At 67.9% G+C, this 14,120-nt stretch carries 12 protein-coding genes and 2 riboswitches; of the genes, 10 read left to right on the forward strand and 2 right to left on the reverse strand.

Features of this window, described 5'->3' with window-relative positions:
• Window positions 1-16 precede the first annotated feature (16 nt).
• From ACQCSU_RS15370 to ACQCSU_RS15380, 3 genes are all read left to right on the forward strand, one after another.
• Window positions 17-2,065 carry a flagellar biosynthesis protein FlhA gene (locus ACQCSU_RS15370; protein WP_426976134.1) on the forward strand — a complete coding sequence of 683 codons (2,049 nt, stop codon included), beginning with the start codon at window positions 17-19 and terminating at the stop codon, window positions 2,063-2,065.
• Complete coding sequence (locus ACQCSU_RS15375; RefSeq protein WP_426976135.1) at window positions 2,043-3,221, forward strand: hypothetical protein; 1,179 nt, start codon at window positions 2,043-2,045, stop codon at window positions 3,219-3,221. The genes ACQCSU_RS15370 and ACQCSU_RS15375 overlap by 23 nt, the downstream gene beginning before the upstream one ends.
• Before the next feature lie 74 nt (window positions 3,222-3,295).
• Window positions 3,296-3,556, forward strand: a complete 261-nt coding sequence (locus tag ACQCSU_RS15380) for a carbon storage regulator (RefSeq protein WP_354248220.1) — start codon at window positions 3,296-3,298, stop codon at window positions 3,554-3,556.
• Between the two features lie 19 nt (window positions 3,557-3,575).
• Here ACQCSU_RS15380 and flgN read toward each other — a convergent pair whose 3' ends face one another.
• Complete coding sequence (flgN, locus tag ACQCSU_RS15385) at window positions 3,576-4,130, reverse strand: flagellar export chaperone FlgN (protein ID WP_426976136.1); 555 nt, start codon at window positions 4,128-4,130, stop codon at window positions 3,576-3,578.
• Window positions 4,131-4,363: 233 nt separating this feature from the next.
• Between flgN and ACQCSU_RS15390 the strand changes: the two genes are divergently transcribed.
• The 4 genes from ACQCSU_RS15390 (at window position 4,364) to ACQCSU_RS15405 (ending at window position 6,797) form a co-directional block, all read left to right on the forward strand.
• On the forward strand, window positions 4,364-5,182 hold the full coding sequence (locus ACQCSU_RS15390) for a sigma-70 family RNA polymerase sigma factor (RefSeq protein WP_426976137.1): 819 nt from the start codon (window positions 4,364-4,366) through the stop codon (window positions 5,180-5,182).
• 152 nt (window positions 5,183-5,334) lie between these two features.
• Entirely contained in the window at window positions 5,335-5,817 is a 483-nt protein-coding gene (locus tag ACQCSU_RS15395) for a Dps family protein (protein WP_426976138.1), read from the forward strand.
• Between the two features lie 114 nt (window positions 5,818-5,931).
• Window positions 5,932-6,303 carry an ArsR/SmtB family transcription factor gene (locus tag ACQCSU_RS15400; RefSeq protein ID WP_426976139.1) on the forward strand — a complete coding sequence of 124 codons (372 nt, stop codon included), beginning with the start codon at window positions 5,932-5,934 and terminating at the stop codon, window positions 6,301-6,303.
• Between the two features lie 20 nt (window positions 6,304-6,323).
• Window positions 6,324-6,797, forward strand: a complete 474-nt coding sequence (locus tag ACQCSU_RS15405) for an SRPBCC family protein (protein WP_426976140.1) — start codon at window positions 6,324-6,326, stop codon at window positions 6,795-6,797.
• 10 nt (window positions 6,798-6,807) lie between these two features.
• Here ACQCSU_RS15405 and ACQCSU_RS15410 read toward each other — a convergent pair whose 3' ends face one another.
• Complete coding sequence (locus tag ACQCSU_RS15410) at window positions 6,808-8,415, reverse strand: MFS transporter (protein WP_426976141.1); 1,608 nt, start codon at window positions 8,413-8,415, stop codon at window positions 6,808-6,810.
• 68 nt (window positions 8,416-8,483) lie between these two features.
• Here ACQCSU_RS15410 and ACQCSU_RS15415 point away from each other — a divergent pair, with 68 nt between their 5' ends.
• From ACQCSU_RS15415 to gcvT, 3 genes are all read left to right on the forward strand, one after another.
• Window positions 8,484-9,023 (forward strand): TetR/AcrR family transcriptional regulator, encoded by a 540-nt coding sequence (locus ACQCSU_RS15415; RefSeq protein WP_426976142.1) that lies wholly within the window; start codon window positions 8,484-8,486, stop codon window positions 9,021-9,023.
• 226 nt (window positions 9,024-9,249) lie between these two features.
• Window positions 9,250-9,348: riboswitch (glycine riboswitch) on the forward strand.
• 1 nt (window position 9,349) lies between these two features.
• Window positions 9,350-9,466: riboswitch (glycine riboswitch) on the forward strand.
• Window positions 9,467-9,505: 39 nt separating this feature from the next.
• Entirely contained in the window at window positions 9,506-12,457 is a 2,952-nt protein-coding gene (gene gcvP / locus ACQCSU_RS15420; protein WP_426976143.1) for an aminomethyl-transferring glycine dehydrogenase, read from the forward strand.
• A gap of 12 nt (window positions 12,458-12,469) precedes the next feature.
• Entirely contained in the window at window positions 12,470-13,618 is a 1,149-nt protein-coding gene (gene gcvT / locus ACQCSU_RS15425; protein WP_426976144.1) for a glycine cleavage system aminomethyltransferase GcvT, read from the forward strand.
• The last annotated feature ends 502 nt before the right edge of the window (window positions 13,619-14,120 follow it).

Genomic DNA, 14,120 nt, shown 5'->3' on the forward strand with positions numbered 1-14,120 from the left:
GTGAAAGGACCGCACCATGAACAACAGGCTCGCCCGACTGTCAGTGCCCATCGGCATCGTGGGCATCGTGCTGCTGCTGGTTGTTCCGGTGCCGGCGCCGCTGCTGGACTTTCTCATTGTCTGCAACATCCTGCTGGCACTGCTGGTGCTGCTGACCAGCATGTTCGTGAAGAAGCCGCTGGACTTCTCCGTCTTCCCGTCGCTGCTGCTCGTCGCCACGCTGTTCCGGCTGGGCCTGAACGTCGCCTCCACCCGCCTGGTCCTGGGGGAGGGGTACGCCGGGCAGGTCATTGAAGCCTTCGGCAAGGTGACGGTGGGCGGCTCCCTGATCATCGGTGCCGTCGTCTTTCTCATCCTCGTGGTCATCCAGTTCGTGGTGGTCACCAAGGGTGCCGAACGCGTGGCCGAGGTGGGCGCCCGCTTCACCCTGGATGCCATGCCCGGCAAGCAGATGGCGATCGACGCCGACCTCAACGCCGGGCTGATCACCGATACCCAGGCCCGCGAGCGGCGGGCCGAGGTCTCGGCGGAGGCGGACTTCTACGGCGCCATGGACGGTGCTTCGAAGTTCGTCAAGGGCGACGCGATCGCCGGCATCATCATCATCATCATCAACTTCGTCGGCGGCATCGCCCTCGGCATGCTGCAGCGCGGCATGGAGATCGGCGATGCCCTGAACACCTACGGCCTGCTGACCATGGGCGACGGGCTCGTCACCCAGATCCCTGCCCTCCTGATGGCAGTCTCCACCGGCATGATCGTCACCCGGTCCAACGCGGAATCGGACATGGGCCGCACGGCCTCCACCCAGCTGCTGCAGTCACCCAACGCGCTCATGATCGCGGGTCTTGCCGCCATCGCCATGGCACTGATCCCCGGCATGCCGCCCATCCCGTTCCTGCTCGTCGGCGCCGGGCTGCTTTTCGCGTCCCGCCGGATCGCCGCCAGGCAGCGGCAGGAGGAAAACACCCGCGACGCCGAGGCCAACGCGCTCAACTTCCCGGAAATGGATCCGAACGAGAAGCTGCTCGAGGACATGCGCATCCACCCCGTCGAGATCCTGCTGGCACCGGACCTGGTGGACATGGTCTCCGGAGCATCCGATGACCTGCTGGCCAGGGTCCGGTCCCTGCGGCACAAGATCGCCATGGAGCTGGGGCTGGTGATCCCACCGGTCCGCACAAGGGACAGTGTGGACCTGCCGCTGGCCAGCTACGCGATCCGGATCGCCGGGGTGGAAGCCGGCCGCGGCACCGCGCCCACCGGCCAGATGCTGGCCCTGGGCGACAACCTCGACTCGCTCCCCGGCGCCGCGATGATCGAGCCGGTGTTCGGCCTCGCCGGTAAGTGGATTCCGGCGGAAATGCGCCACAACGCCGAGATGACCGGAGCCACCGTGATCGACCGGGTCTCCGTCCTGGTGACGCACCTGTCCTCGATCGTCACGGCCAACGCCGCCCGGCTGCTGTCCCGCGAGGATGTCCGGGTGCTCACCGAAGGCGTGCGGAAGCAGAGCCCCTCCGCCGTCGACGAACTCACCCCGGCGCTCCTCTCCCTGGCCGAGCTTCAGCGCGTGCTGCAGGGCCTGCTGGACGAACAGGTGCCGATCAATGACCTCGCGCGGATCTACGAGGCGCTCACGCTCCGCGCCAAGATCTCCACGGACCCGGAGTCGCTGGTGGAATCCGCCCGCCAGGCCCTGGGTCCGGCGCTGACGGCCAAGTTCATGGACGGCCCGGTGCTCAACGTGATCATGATCGACCCGCTCCTGGAGCAGTCCATGCTGGAGGACATGCGGCCGGCCGAGGGCGGCAGCCAGATCGTCATGGGCCAGGACAGGCTCGACGCCGTGCTGCGCTCGGTGGCCGCCGCCGTTGACTCCGCTGCCGCGGCCAATCGCCAGGCCGTGCTGGTCTGCGCGCCGGCGCTCCGCCCGGCGATCCGCCGCCTCGTCGGGGCCCATGCCGGCTCGGTGCCCGTGCTGTCCTACCGCGAAGTCACGTCAGCCAACGTCCGGATCGAAACAGTAGGAGTCGTGCGCCATGCCGAACCGCTATCGGCTTAAGGGAGCCTCGCTCGAGGAGATCCGCCGCAAGGCGGAACGGCAGCACGGCCCCGCAGCCCGCATCGTCTCCGCGGAACGCGTCACCAGCCCCGGAATCGCCGGCCTCTTCGCTGGCGACCGCTACGAGGCGATCGTCGAGGTGCTGACCAGCCACGAGGTCGTCTCGGGCGAGGTGGTTCCCGAACCGGACATCCTCGCCGAGGCGGATGCAGGCGCTGACGCCCGGGCGCGTGCCGGCAATAAGAGCGCCGGCCCGAACGGCGCCAGCCCGAACGGCGCCAGCCAGCAGCCGCCCGCCGGCGCTCAAGGCGCCGGAACCAGCGCCCCGGCGCCCGCCCCGGCGTCGGCCGCGGCTGCGCCGCCCCCCGCAGCGGGTGCCGTACCGTCCGCTGCGACGGCGTCCGCTGCACCCTCGCACCAGCTGCACGCCGCCGCCATCGCGGCCCTGCTCGAAGAGGCCGACGCGGCCGAGCTGAACCTGCACCGGTCCGGCAACACCGGTGTGTCAACGGAGTCGCCGGACTTCGCCGAACTGCTCGAGCAGCTCGGCGCCGGGCTGAGCGCTCCGGCTGCCGGCACCGCGGACGTGCCGGTTCCGCGGGTGCCTGTTTCGCCAGTGCCGGGGCCCGATGACGGCACGTCCGCCGCGCCGGCGCAGCCCCGCGAAACCGTTCCGGTCCCGCTGTCCGGGGTCGGTGACTTGGTGGTCCTCGTCGGCCTGGGGGAGGACGCGCTGGACGCGGCCCTGGCGATGTCCATGGCAGCCGGCGGCGCGGACGTGCGCACTGCGGGGAAGCTGTCCGCCTACGGGCATCTGCACGTGGACGGCCGTCAAAGCGCGACGGCGGCCCGCGCCCACGCGGTGCTCACGGACCAGACTGTGCTGGTTGCCTTCGGGCTTGGAAAGGCCCGCGACGCCGTCGCGCGGCTGCAGTCCGTAGCCGCAATCTCCGCAGACCAGCTCTGGGTGGTGGTGGATGCCGGGCGCAAGCATGAGGACACTGCACGCTGGGTCAGCGTCCTTGCCTCCCAGCTCAACGTCAGTGCTGTAGCCGTCGTCGGGGCGGCGGAAACCGCCACACCGGAGACCGTCCACGGGCTGGGACTACCCGTCGGCTGGGCCGACTCAGGCCAGGCCACAGTCGTGAGCAGCTGAGATGAGCTCAACTAGGCGGCTCCAAGCGCCGGGATTCGTCCGCAGTCCCACACTGCGAAGGGTAGATTGAGAGGATGCTGGTACTTACACGCAAGCCGGGCGAACAGATCATGATCGGCGATGGCATCGTCATCACGGTTCTGGAAGGCCGCGGCGACGGTGTTCGGATAGGCATCGAGGCGCCCCGAGGCGTTCCGATCCAGCGGCGGGAAGTCATCGAGGCGATTGCCGCGGCAAATCGGGCGGCAGCAGAAGCAGGCGCCGGGGCGGGACCGGATACTGAGGACGCGCTGCGCGGGCTACTGCCCCCAGCTTCTGCCGGAAGCGCTGACTGACGCGTCGCCCGGCCCGGTATTAGCCCCGCTCGCCGCCGAGGTACTGCGCCAGCATAGGCTGCGTTGTCCGCCGGTTTATGATCAGGGCGCGCTGTACGTTCGCGGCAGTCGTCAGCTCTTCAAGGATCTCCGCGGTATCCGTCCCGGACGCGGACCCTGTCCCGGACGCCCCACCGGGGGAAGCGCCGGAAGATGCCGGCAGGCTCCGCTGACGCAGGGTCTCTTCGGTGGACCGCGCAGTGTCGTTGAGCTGGCGGAGCAAGTCCCGGAGAGCATCCAAATGCTCGCCCAGGACCTCCTGCCAGGAACCGGCCGGCGCACCGGCGATCAGTTCGACGAGGGTGGCCTGGGCCGGCAGCCCCCATTCCGCCGCCACGGCCGCCGATTCGACGCTCCGGGCCAGCGCTTGAAAGCGCAGGCGGTCCAGGACACTCTCCACTTCGGTGGCGGTGACACTCAGCCACTGGAAGTTCCCCGCCAGGACATGCAGGCGCTGTGTCTCGAGCCTGAACAAGAGCAGTTCCAGCTGACGGCGCTCCTGCCAGAGAGCTGCCGAAAGATCACCTGCACTCATGCGCCCCCTTTAGTCGCCACGCCGGCAGAAACAGTGCTGCCGCAGTTTCAGCCAAGCTTTTTCCTGAGGGTACACGCAGATTGTTGATAGGGTGATAAGTTTCCTCCATGGGTGCTGCGCCCGGGTATCGAACACCGCCTCCCATGGGGGAGTGAGGGACCGTTTGCGGGTGCGGCTCTCGGTGTTTTAAGTGGTTTGACGCTTCGGATCCGGTCTCATGGGGGGACACACTATTGAATCGCGTAGAACGCAACGAGCTGGTCACACAGCACCTTCCGCTGGTGGGCTACCTCGTTTCAGATTTGTGCTCGAAAGCGTCACACCTTTCCCGCGATGACCTGGCGTCAGCGGGTGCCGTCGCCCTGATTACCTCGGCCGACTCCTTCGACCCGGACCTCGGCGTACCCTTCGGAGCCTTTGCCCGCCGGCGCATCCTCGGCGCGTTCGCGGACGAGATGCGTGCGAGCGACTGGGCCACCCGCTCGGCGCGGCGACGGATCAAGGAAACCATGTCCGTCCAGGAGACCTTGGCCGCCGCCCTCGGACGTACGCCCAGCGTCGACGAGATCGCCTCCGCCCTGGGCGTGCAGCAGAGCGTCGTCGAGGCAGCCCTGGCCGATGCGTCCCGAACGCTGACCCCGCTCGACGACGCCGTCGTAGACACGCTGGCAGCGGAGACGCTGTCCCCCGAGCACTCCGTGCTCGCCGATGAACGGCTGCAGTACCTGCGCGCAGCCGTGAAGTCGCTCCCGGAGCGCATGCGCTACGTCGTCGAGGAGATCTATTTCGGCGACCGCACCGTGAAGGAACTGGCCGCGGAACTCGGCTCCACCCACGCGGCTGTGTCCCAGCAGCGCTCCGAAGCCATCCGGCTCATGCGCGACGGCCTGACCGCGCACTACGCGGACGATCCCGAGCAGACCTTTGAACCGCAGTCCCGGATCACGCCGCGGCGCCGGAACGACTACCTTTCCCAGCTGGCCGAGACCACAGCGGGTGGCATCACCCGGGCCATTTTCCCGCAGGGGCCGATGCTCAACGAGGCGGTCTGAGCTTCCTGCACGGCAGATAGTAAGCCCCTTAGCAAGCTGGCCGGGGAAATTTCGGCGGGACGGTCGCCGTCCTGCTGGCCCCTGGGGTAGCGTCGGAAGCATCGGCCTTGCGGTATCGGACGCAACGGTATTGGACCTACTCAGGAGGACGCATGAAAGCAACACCTACGCTTACCGCGAACTGTCAGGCAGTGCTCGTGGACCTGATCGAACTTCACGTCCAGGGCAAGCAGGCGCACTGGAACATCGTGGGGGCGAACTTCCGGGACCTGCACCTTCAGCTGGATGAGATCGTCGACGCCGCCCGCACCTTCGCGGATGACATGGCCGAGCGTATGCGTGCCCTTCACGCCCTGCCGGATGGCCGCAGTTCCACGGTTTCCAAGTCCACTTCCCTCGCGGAATTCCCGGCCGGCCTGATCAGCACCAAGGACGCCATTGACAAGATTGTCGCGGCACTCGAGGCGGCGGTCGGTACCATGCGCAAGGTCCACGACGAAGTGGATGAAGAGGACCCCACGACGGCGGACCTGCTGCACGCGTTGATCGCCAAGTTCGAGCAATTCGCCTGGATGGTGAACGCGGAGACCATGCGCGCCACCGCCAGCGTCACCACCGCGGACAGCAAGAAGTAGCATCCCACACTCAGCCAAACCGCAGTCCAAGCGTCCGGCGCCGGGTTCTTCCCGGCGTCGGACGCTTGGCTTTTAAGCCTTGACATCCGGACGGGTCGGTGAATACTTAAGTATGTGCTTAACAATCAGGCGGGCCAGAAGGGGGAGCGGGAGCTCGACGGCGTATTCCATGCGCTCGCCGACCCCACCCGGCGCGCCATCGTCGCCCGGCTCTGCGAGGGCCCGGCGACGGTTTCGCAGCTCGCGGAGCCGTTTCCGATCAGCCTGCCCGGGATTGTCCAGCACCTTCAGGTCCTGCAAGCCAGCGGCCTGATCCGCAGCGAAAAGATCGGCAGGGTCCGCAGCTGCAGCATCGATCCTGCCACGGTCCGGCGTGCAGAAAACTGGCTGGGCCAGCGCCGGACGCCGGCCGAGCGACGCCTCGACCGGCTCGAGGGCTTTCTGGGTGAGGACAGCCCGGACCGCCCGCCCCAGCCTCCCGACTGAACCAATTCCAGGAGCCCACCATGAACACCCCGGTAACGCACGCCAGCTTCAGCCTGGAACGCAGGCTGAACGCCCCGCCGTCGCGCGTCTTCCACGCGTTTTCCGACCATCCGAGCAAGAAGAAGTGGTTCGCGGGCCCGCCCGAATGGAACCAGGGCGAGTCCAGCCTGGACTTCCGGGTGGGCGGCCGCGAAACCGACGTCGGCGGCCCCGTCGGCGGCTTCGTCTCCACGATGCACGCGGTTTACCACGACATCGTGGAGAACCAGCGGATCGTCTACAGCTACGAAATGCTGCTGGACGGGGAGCGCATGTCCGTTTCGCTCAGCACCCTCGAGCTGGAGCCCGACGGCGGCGGCACCCTGCTGACACTGACCGAACAGGGCGCCTTCTTCACCGGTACCCGGGACAGCGACCAGGCGCAGGTGGCAGGCCGCAAGGAAGGCACCGGCGAGCTGCTCGACGCCCTCAAGGCGTACGTCGAGGGCAACTGAATCCAGCCCGCTATTTGGCGGTCGGCACCTTCCGCAGGACGACGGCGGCAAGGACTGACGCTCCCGCCATCAGTATCAGTGCGATGGCGGCCGTGACATGTACGCCCGAATCAAAGGCGGCACGAGCGGCCGCCATCACTGCTTCCGCCAGCGGGCCGGGAAGGGCTTGCGAGAGTTCCACCGCTCCGGCGAGCGTTTCACCGGCCTGGGCAACCCCGTCCGCCGTTGCCGCCCCGGTGACGCCGCCCGGGAGCCGGAGATTGCCTTGGTACGAGGCGGTCAGGATGGAGCCGAGGATGGCCGTACCCAGCAGTGAACCAACCTCGTAGCCGGTCTCGGAAATGGCAGCAGCCGCGCCGGATTTCTCCGCCGGCGCCGCACCGAGGATCAGGTCGTTAGAGATGGTCTCCGCGGCCCCGACGCCCAGGCAGAGGACCAGCAGGGCCGCCAACAGGATCCCCGGGCCGCTGCTGTGGTCGCCGAAGGCCACCAGGAAGTAGCCCGCGGCGCTCAGCAGCAGGCCGCCGGCCACCACGAAGCCCGGCCGGATCTTCCGCACCAGCGGCACTACCAGCAGGCCGGCCGCGACGGTGGCGATCAGGGCCGGAACCATCGCGACGCCGGATTCCGAGGGGGACTGGCCTTCCAGCAGCTGCAGGTGCTGGGCCAGGAAGAGGATGAAGCCATTGTAGGAAAACAGGGCGAGGACGTTTGCCGTGATGGCCGTGCTGAAGACCCGGTTGCCGAAGAGGCTGACGTCCAGCAGCGGGGCCGCCGTGCAGCCCGCGGCCCCGCGTTCCTGACCGCCTCGCAGCAGGGCCCGCTGCCGCCGGATGAAGACGTATCCCATGAGCAGGCCGAAGCCGATCAGGGCCAGGGGCGCCGGGGCGGGGCCATGGGTGGCTAGATCCTTGATGCCATAGACCACCGGCACCATTACCAGGAGGGACAGGACGATGCTGGGCACGTCCACCCGGCCGGGATTCGGATCGCGCGATTCCGGGATCAGGATGGGCCCGAGCGCCAGCAGCGGCAGGATGATCGGCACAGCGACGAGCAGGACGGCGCCCCACCAGAAGTGCTCCACGAGCCAGCCGCCGAAGATCGGGCCCAGGGCGGCGCCGCCGGAGAAACCCGCAGCCCAGATGGCCACGGCCAGCCGGCGCCGGTTCGGCTCTGGGAAGATGTTGCGGATCAGGGACAGGGTGGACGGCATCAGCATCGCGCCGAAGAAGCCCAGCCCCGCCCGTCCGGCGATCAGCCATTCGGCGCTGGGCGCGAAGGCGGTGACAGCCGAGACCGCCGCGAAGCCCGTGCTGCCGATGAAAAGGAGCCTGCGGCGTCCGATCCGGTCGCCCAGGCTGCCCATGGCCACGAGCAGCCCGGCCAGGACCAGGGGATAAGCATCCACAATCCACAGCAACTGCACCCCGGAGGCGTCCAGGCCGCGGGCGATGGCGGGCAGCGCAAAGGTGAGCGCCGTGTTGTCCACCGCGACCAGCAGCACCGGGAACATCAGCAGCGACAGCGCCAGCCAGTCGCGCCACGGCGCCCGCGGGGCCCGCGGGGCGGATGCCGGCGTTGTGGCGGTGGCTGCAGGAATCGATGTAGTCCTCATAATTAATAACTATACCGTCCAGACGGTACAGTTAAGAAATTCCGGGCCGGACAGGCATGATGGGACCCATGCCCAGAAAACCCGTCGCCCGCGAAGCCGTCCTTGACGCCTTCGAATCCCTGCTCATCGAAGAGGGCGAACGTGCCGCCACGCTGGACGCCGTCGCCAGGCGGGCCGGGGTCTCCAAGGGGGGACTGCTGTACCACTTCCCGAGCAAGGAAGCCATGGTTTCCGTGCTGCTGGAGCGGCTCGACCGGCTCCTCGGCGAGGACCTCGGGAGGATGGCCGCCGCGCCGGAAGGGGCTGCCGCATACTTCATCAAATCCTCGGTCTGGGCGGACACCCCGATGGACCGCGTGTTCGTCGCCGCCACCCGGCTGGCCGAAGTGGCCCACGAAGAAACACTGCAGCGCATTGCCGCCGCCCAGGCGGGCTGGCTGGAACTGCTCGCTGCCGACGTCGGGCCGGGCATGGCCAAGGCGGTGCTCTACATGGGCGACGGGCTCTACTTCAACGCGATGCTGGCCCGAGGACCGGGCGGACCGCTCCCACAGGTCAGCGGGGATGTCGCGAGCCTGCTGGCCGCCGTCGAACGGCTGCGTGGCTGAGCCGGACGGCCGGGCAACTCCCGTCCGCCGAGGTCGCCGGAAGCGCGCGGGGTCGCCGTAATTTCGGGATTTTCCGGCGAATCCGCAGTCTTCCCGCGATTTCGCGTCCGACGGCGGTCCTGGGGCGTAACTCTCTCGCCTGGGTCCGGTCATTGGTTTGCGGACGCGCGCCCGCCATAGGACAATGGGAGCTGTGACTGTTGTCACGAGCAATTGAATATGCCTTTGATCTGCGGCGGGAGAGTTCTGCTTGTAGGTACAAGCGGGCGCCGTAGGAGCAAACCCTCCCCAGGAATCTCTCAGGCCCATGTACCGCCGCGGCAAGGCGACTCTGGAAAGTAGCAGGCTGTCCTCTGACATGCTGTGCTCACCGACGGTGCAAGCGGAGCCCTGCGAACGCGCGGCTGCGCGGAAACTCTCAGGTCCAATACAGAGCGGGGAGGAACCCGAATCAATGTGGCGTACCCTGCGCCGCCTTAGTTATGGAGTTCCTTGTGACTGTTACCCCAGCCTCCACGTCCTTCGTTGACCGGCACATCGGCGCCCGCCGCCAGTCCGACGTCGACGCCATGCTGAAGGCTGTCGGCTACGACACCGTCGATGCGCTGGTGGACACCGCCGTTCCGAAAGACATCCGGCAGGATTCGCCGCTGGCGCTCGGCGAAGCCCTCAGCGAAGTCGAGGTCCTCGCCGAACTGCGCAAGTTGGCCGGCAAAAACAAGACCGCGGTCCAGATGATCGGCCAGGGCTACTACGACACCCTGACCCCGGCCGTCATCCGCCGGAACATCCTCGAGGCGCCCGCCTGGTACACGGCGTACACGCCCTACCAGCCCGAAATCTCGCAGGGCCGGCTTGAGGCGCTGCTGAACTTCCAGACCATGGTCCAGGACCTCGTCGGCCTGCCGATCGCCAACGCCTCCCTGCTCGACGAAGCCACCGCCGTCGCCGAAGCCGTGCTGATGATGCGCAGGGCAAACAAGAACAAGACCGCCCACGACGGCAAAACCGTCCTCGACGCCGACTGCCTGCCGCAGACCATCGCGATCGTGAGGGGCCGCGCCGAAGCGCTCGGCTTCGAGGTCGAGATCGCCGATCTTTCCAAGGGCCTGCCCGACGGCGTCATCAACGGCGTCGTCCTCCAGCAGCCCGGCGTCTCCGGCCGTGTGTTCGACCACACCGCCGTGATCGCGGACGCCAAGGCACGCGGCGCGCTCGTCACCGTCGCAGCCGACCTGCTGTCCCTGACCCTCATTACCCCTCCGGGTGAGCAGGGCGCCGACATCGCCGTCGGCTCCGCCCAGCGCTTCGGCGTCCCGCTGTTCTTCGGTGGTCCGCACGCCGCCTACATGGCCGTCCAGAAGGGCCTGGAGCGGTCCATGCCCGGCCGCCTCGTGGGAGTGTCCAAGGACAACGCCGGCGTCCCGGCCTACCGCCTGGCGCTGCAGACCCGCGAGCAGCACATCCGCCGCGAGAAGGCGACGTCCAATATCTGCACCGCCCAGGCGCTGCTGGCGATCGTGTCCTCCTTCTATGCCGTCTACCACGGCCCGGACGGGCTGAAGGCGATCGCCGAGACCACCCACGGCCACGCCAGGACCATCGCCGCCTCGCTGAAGGCCGCCGGCCTGGACGTGCTGCACACGTCCTTCTTCGACACCGTCACCGTCTCCGTCCCCGGCAAGGCCGCGAACATCATTGCCGCCGCCGAGGCTAAGGGGATCAACCTGCGCGTCATCGACGCGGACACGGTCGGGATCTCCGCCGATGAGGCCACGACGGCGGCCATTGTCGCCGACGTCGTCGCCGCCTTCGGCGCGACTGTCACAGACACTAACTCAGACGCAGAATCCGGCGATGACTCAGACACTGACTCAGGTGACGATTCCGCTTTCCGCCTGGACACCGCCGTCGAGCGCACCTCCGACTACCTCCAGCACCCGGTGTTCAACACCCACCGCTCCGAGACGCAGCTGCTGCGCTACATCCGCCGGCTCTCGGACCGTGACCTCGCGCTGGACCGCACCATGATCCCGCTGGGCTCCTGCACCATGAAGCTGAACGCCACGGCCGAGATGGAAGCCATCTCCTGGCCGGAGTTCGCCTCCATCCACCCCTTCGCCCCGGACTCCCAGACCGCCGGCTGGCGCGAACTGATCGAGGACCTGGAAGCCCAGCTGACCGAGATCACCGGCTACGACCAGGTCTCCATCCAGCCGAACGCCGGTTCCCAGGGCGAGCTCGCTGGCCTGCTGGCGATCCGCGGCTACCACTTGTCCCGCGGCGACGAGCAGCGCAACATCTGCCTGATCCCGGCCTCCGCGCACGGCACCAACGCGGCCTCGGCCGTGCTCGCCGGCATGAAGGTCGTCGTCGTCGCCACCGCCTCCGACGGCACCATCGACCACGCCGACCTGCAGTCCAAGATCGAGCTGCACAAGGACGCCCTGTCCGCGATCATGATCACCTACCCGTCCACGCACGGTGTGTACGACGCCGACGTCCGCGAGGTCTGCGACGCGGTCCACGCCGCCGGCGGCCAGGTCTACATCGACGGCGCCAACCTCAACGCCCTCGTCGGACTGGCCCAGCCCGGCCTGTTCGGCGGCGACGTCTCGCACCTGAACCTGCACAAGACCTTCTGCATCCCGCACGGCGGCGGCGGACCCGGCGTCGGCCCGGTCGCGGCCAAGGCCCACCTGGCCCCGTTCATGCCGGGCAACGCCGCGGATCCGGCCAACGGCGCCGACGGCACCCCGATCTCCGCGTCCCGCTACGGCTCCGCCGGCGTGCTGCCGATTTCCTGGGCCTACGTGAAGCTCATGGGCGGTACGGGCCTGACCGAGGCCACGAAGTCGGCGCTGCTCGCGGCCAACTACATCGCGGCGCGACTCAACGACTTCTTCCCGGTGCTCTACACCGGCGAAGGCGGACTCGTGGCCCACGAATGCATCCTGGACCTGCGCGAACTCACGGCCAAGACCGGCGTGACCGCCGAGGACGTGGCCAAGCGCCTGATCGACTACGGCTTCCACGCCCCCACCCTCGCGTTCCCGGTGGCCGGCACCCTCATGGTCGAACCCACCGAATCTGAGGACCTTGGCGAGATCGACCGCTTCATTACCGCCATGGTCTCCATCCGCGCCGAAATCGACCAGGTGGCGCACGGCGATTTCACCGTCGAGCACAGCCCGCTGCGCAACTCCCCGCACACAGCCGCGGCCGTCATCAGCACCGACTGGACCCGCGAATACCCGCGCGAGCAGGCCGTCTTCCCGGTCCACACGCTCAAGCAGGACAAGTACTTCCCGCCGGTCGGCCGGATCGACGGCGCCGCCGGCGACCGGAACCTGATCTGCTCGTGCCCTCCCCTTGAAGCGTTCGAGGACCACACAGAAGCCGTCGAGGACCACTCCGACGACTCCGCGAACTAAGGACAGCCACCGATGACTGAGAACTACACGGCCCTGTACGAAGAGCACAAGAAGCTCGGCGCCTCCTTCACGGACTTCGGCGGCTGGCAGATGCCGCTCAAGTACAGCTCCGAGCTGGCCGAGCACCACGCCGTCCGTGCGTCCGCCGGCCTCTTCGACCTCTCCCACATGGGCGAAGTCTGGGTCACCGGCCCGGGCGCCGCCGCCTTCCTGGACTACGCCCTCGTGGGCAAGATCTCCACCATGTCCATCGGCAAGGCAAAGTACTCGCTGATCTGCAACGAGGGCGGCGGCATCATCGACGACCTCATCACGTACCGCCGTGGCGATGAGAAATTCCTTGTGGTCCCCAACGCGGGCAACGCCAAGGTCGTGGCCGCGGCCCTGGCTGAAAGGGCCGGTTCCGGCAAAGAGGGGGGCTTCGACGTCGTCGTCGAGGACGCCTCCGCCTCGACCTCGTTGATCGCCGTCCAGGGCCCCAAGGCCCAGGAAATCCTGCTCCGCCTGGTTCCCGCCGCGCAGCACGAGCTCGTCACCGGGCTCAAGTACTACGCCGCCGTGGACGTCCCCTTCATGGTCGGCGGGGCCAGCCAGGAGCTGCTGCTGGCCCGCACCGGGTACACCGGTGAGGACGGCTTCGAGATCTTCGTGGCGAACGACTCCGCCGCCGCCCTCTGGCAGGCCATCGTCGCCATCGCCGAGGACGGGGAGCTGACACCCGCCGGTCTCGCTTCCCGCGATTCGCTCCGCCTCGAGGCCGGTATGCCGCTGTACGGCAACGAACTCTCGCTGGACGGCGACCCGTTTGCCGCCGGACTCGGACCCGTCGTCGCGCTGTCCAAGGAAGGTGACTTCGTCGGCAAGGCCGCCTTGGCCGCCAAGAAGGAAGCCGGCGCCGGAACCACCACGGGCCGCAAGCTCGTTGGCCTCAAGGGCCTCGGACGCCGGGCCGGCCGCGGCCACTACCCGGTCCTCAAGGACGGAAACGTGGTCGGCGAAGTCACCTCCGGCCAGCCCAGCCCGAGCCTCGGCTTCCCGGTCGCGATGGCCTACGTCGACGTCGCGTTCACCGAGCCCGGCACGGCCCTGGACATCGACCTCCGCGGCAAGACGGAGCCGTTCGAAGTAGTGGCACTGCCTTTCTACAAGCGCGCTAAGTAGCCCTTCGGGTGCCCGGGTGCCGTCGCGGCCGGTATCCTCTGCCGTCCCCGGCACCGGGACCGGCTGGCCCCAGTTTTCACGCGTGCTCGCTCGTTCTCCCCACCGTCTCCCTAACCTCGCAAGTCCCCACCGGCTCCCAGCCTTCGCAAGCTCAGGCCGGGTCCCTCGCCGGCGTGGCCCCACGGCCAGGGAACCCGGACGGCGGGGGCCCCACGCTTAGACGCACGCTTTCGAAAACCGCGGCCAGCCAGCCCCTCAAGGGCAGCTCACCTTCAGGGAACTGAAGAGATCCGGACCAACGCGAACCAGCGCCTTTGAAAGCCAAGGGTGCTGAAAATTGACCGCCTACCGAGGGTCGGCACTAGAAGAATACGAAGGACCACGGTTCCTTTCCGGGAACTGGTGGTCTGTCCGAAACTGTTGGCCCCGAAAACTGAACTGGCCGATAGCGGCAGGGGAGCGGATTCCGGAAGCGTGCGTCTAAGCGAGGAACGAGCGAGCA

The organism is Pseudarthrobacter sp. O4, assembly GCF_050157025.1.
Taxonomy (GTDB): domain Bacteria; phylum Actinomycetota; class Actinomycetes; order Actinomycetales; family Micrococcaceae; genus Arthrobacter.